The sequence below is a fragment of the Nocardia lasii genome, assembly GCF_042658545.1.
Taxonomy (GTDB): Bacteria; Actinomycetota; Actinomycetes; order Mycobacteriales; family Mycobacteriaceae; genus Nocardia; species Nocardia lasii.
Map to the genome: position 1 here is coordinate 895754 of NZ_JBHSQN010000002.1, position 2826 is coordinate 898579.

Annotated in this window: 1 protein-coding gene; it reads right to left on the bottom strand. The window is 71.2% G+C overall.

All coding sequences use genetic code 11. The features are described 5' to 3' along the window. Positions 1–3 precede the first annotated feature (3 nt). The gene (locus ACFP3H_RS07805; RefSeq protein ID WP_378601649.1) at positions 4–1032 is read right to left on the bottom strand and encodes a hypothetical protein; all 1029 of its coding nucleotides are present in this window, start codon (positions 1030–1032) and stop codon (positions 4–6) included. Positions 1033–2826 lie beyond the last annotated feature (1794 nt).

A 2826-nucleotide genomic window follows, 5' to 3' on the forward strand; every position in this document is an offset into this window, starting at 1 on the left:
TGCTTACTGCGCGTCGCCGGTGAGTTCGGTGGCCCGATCCTCGGCGTCGGTCTCGTCGTCGAGATCGGCGGCCGCGGCGTTGAGGAACCACTGCAGGCCCTCATCGGTGCGACCGGCCGCCACCAGGGCGTCGGCGTAGGCGTAGAACAGGCGCGCGGCGGCCGAACCGGTGCGCGCCGGGTCCAGGTCGCAGGCCTGCAGCGTCACGACGGCCTGGTCGAACTGCCCCAGATCCATCCTGGCGCCCGCGACGACCATCCGCAGCTCGGCGGCCTCGTCGCCGGTGAGGGCCTGGGCTTCCTCGCTGCGTCCGAGCTCGATGGCCCGTTCCGGCCTGCCGAGACCGCGCTCGCAGTCCGCCATCACGGCCAGCAGCCCGGAGCCGCCGGACATGCGTCGCGCGGTCCGCAGCTCCGAGAGCGCCTCGGCCCATTCCTCGGCGTGGTAGGCCACCACACCGGCGGTCTCACGCACCACCGCGATGCGGCCTGCCCGCTGACGCGCGGCCCGAGCGTGGGCCAGTGCCAGTCGCGGATCGTCCTCGAGCAACTCCACGGCCATCACCATGTGCCGGGCCACCGAATCGGCGTTGTTCTTGTCCAAGCTGAGCAGATCGCGCCGCACGGCCGGATCCAGATCGGAGGCCACCACGTCCTCGGGCAGGTCGGGCTCCTCCGGACGTGCCGCACGACGCTCGTCGCCACGACCGCCCGTCGCCCGCGCGCCCTCGCCGCCGCGACGACGATCATCGCCGCCGAAGCCACCGGAGCGGGCGCCGCCGGACTCGTAGCCGCCGCGCGAGCGGTCGTCGCGATCGCCACGGTCGGCGAATCCGCGCCGCTCGCCACGATCGGAGTCGTCCCGGGGGCGGTCCTCGCGATCCGCGCTGTCGGACCTGGTCCACGACGGCTCGAGCGGAGCCGAATCTTCGCGGTCCGACGTGTCCGCGGCGGACTCGTCGCGATCGGTGCTGTCGGCACGGTCGTCCGAGCTCGCCCGATCGGTATCGCCGGCGGTGTCGTCCGCGCTCAGCGGCGCTGCGGTATCCGCCGACTGCTCAGTGGACGCTGCCGACTTCGTCGAATCGACGGCGTCGTCGGGCTCGATCGCCGAGTCGTCGGCCGCGGCCGCCGAAACGACCCCGAGCACATCGCTTTCGCGCTCGCGCCGCTTCTCCCGGTAGGTGCCATCGAGCGGCTTGCCGTCCTCACCGACGAACTTGCCCTGGCTGCCGCCCGATCGTGCGTCCCGCTTGAACCCGCCGCGCCCACGATCGTCGTCACGCCGAGGTCCACGATCATTGTCGTCGCGCCGCTGGTAACCGCCACGGTCACCGCTGTCGCCGCGCTTGAAGCCGCCACGATCGTTGTCGCCGCGCCCCTGGTAGCCGCCGCGATCCGAACTGCCGCGATCGGAGCTGCCGCCACGGTCACTGCCGCGATCGAAGCCACCGCGCGAGCGGTCGTCGCCATCGTTGCGCCGGAACCCGCCGCCCGAACCGCCACCACGGGGGCGATCGTCATTGTTGCCCCGGTAGCCACCGCGATCGCCGCCGCGATCGAAGCCGCCCGAGGGGCGATCGCTGCCACCGTCACGGCGGAAGCCGCCGCTCTTGTTGTCGTCGCGCCGCTGGTAGCCGCCGCGATCGGAGGAACCGCCGCGATCCGAACCACCACGGGGACGGTCATCGTTGTTGCCTCGGTAGCCGCCACGGTCACCGCCGCGATCGAAGCCACCCGAGGGGCGATCGCTGCCACCGTCGCGACGGAAGCCGCCGCCGGAGCTCTTGTTGTCGTCGCGCCGCTGGTAACCACCGCGGTCGCCACTGTCGCTGCGCTTGAAGCCGCCACGATCGTTGTCGCCGCGCCCCTGGTAACCGCTGCCGCTGCTGCGTCCCTGGTAGCCGCCGCGATCGGAGGAACCGCCGCGATCCGAACCACCACGGGGACGGTCATCGTTGTTGCCTCGGTAGCCGCCACGGTCACCGCCGCGATCGAAGCCACCCGAGGGGCGATCGCTGCCACCGTCGCGACGGAAGCCGCCGCCGGAGCTCTTGTTGTCGTCGCGCCGCTGGTAACCACCACGGTCGCCACTGTCGCTGCGCTTGAAGCCACCGCGGTCGCCACTGCCACCACGATCGTTGTCGCTGCGGCCCTGGTAACCGCCACGGTCACCGCTGCCGCTGCTGCGTCCCTGGTAGCCGCCGCGATCGGAGGAACCGCCGCGATCCGAACCACCACGGGGACGATCGTCGTTGTTGCCTCGGTAGCCGCCGCCGGAGGGGCGATCGTTGCCACCGTCACGACGGAAGCCGCCGCCGGAGCTCTTGTTGTCGTCGCGCCGCTGGTAACCACCGCGGTCGCCGCTGCCGCCACGATCGTCGCGGTTGTATCCGCCGCGCTGGCCGTCGGAGCGACCGGAGCCGCGATTGTCGTCGTTGCGACGGAATCCACCCCGATCGGAGCTACCGCCTTCACTGCGGCCCGAGCTGCGGTTGTCACCGTGTCCGCCGCGGGGGCGATCGGTCGGTTCGCCGCGCCGGCCGAAACCGGGGGCGTCTCCGTCCCGGCGGAAAGGCTTCCGTCCGTCGTTGTGTTCCGACACGGCGATCCCTCTCTAGGTTCCCCGACCTCCGGGGAGTGTTGTCAATGGCCCCGCCACTAAGAATTCAACCACGGACGAGCGACGGGGCATCGTCCGCGTGGCGTACCGAACCCGAATCGAGTCCACAAACGCCGATAGGGGACCCAAATAAGGGTCCCCTATCGCGAAGGATGTTCCGGCAGTGTCCTACTCTCCCACACCCTGTCGAGTGCAGTACCATCG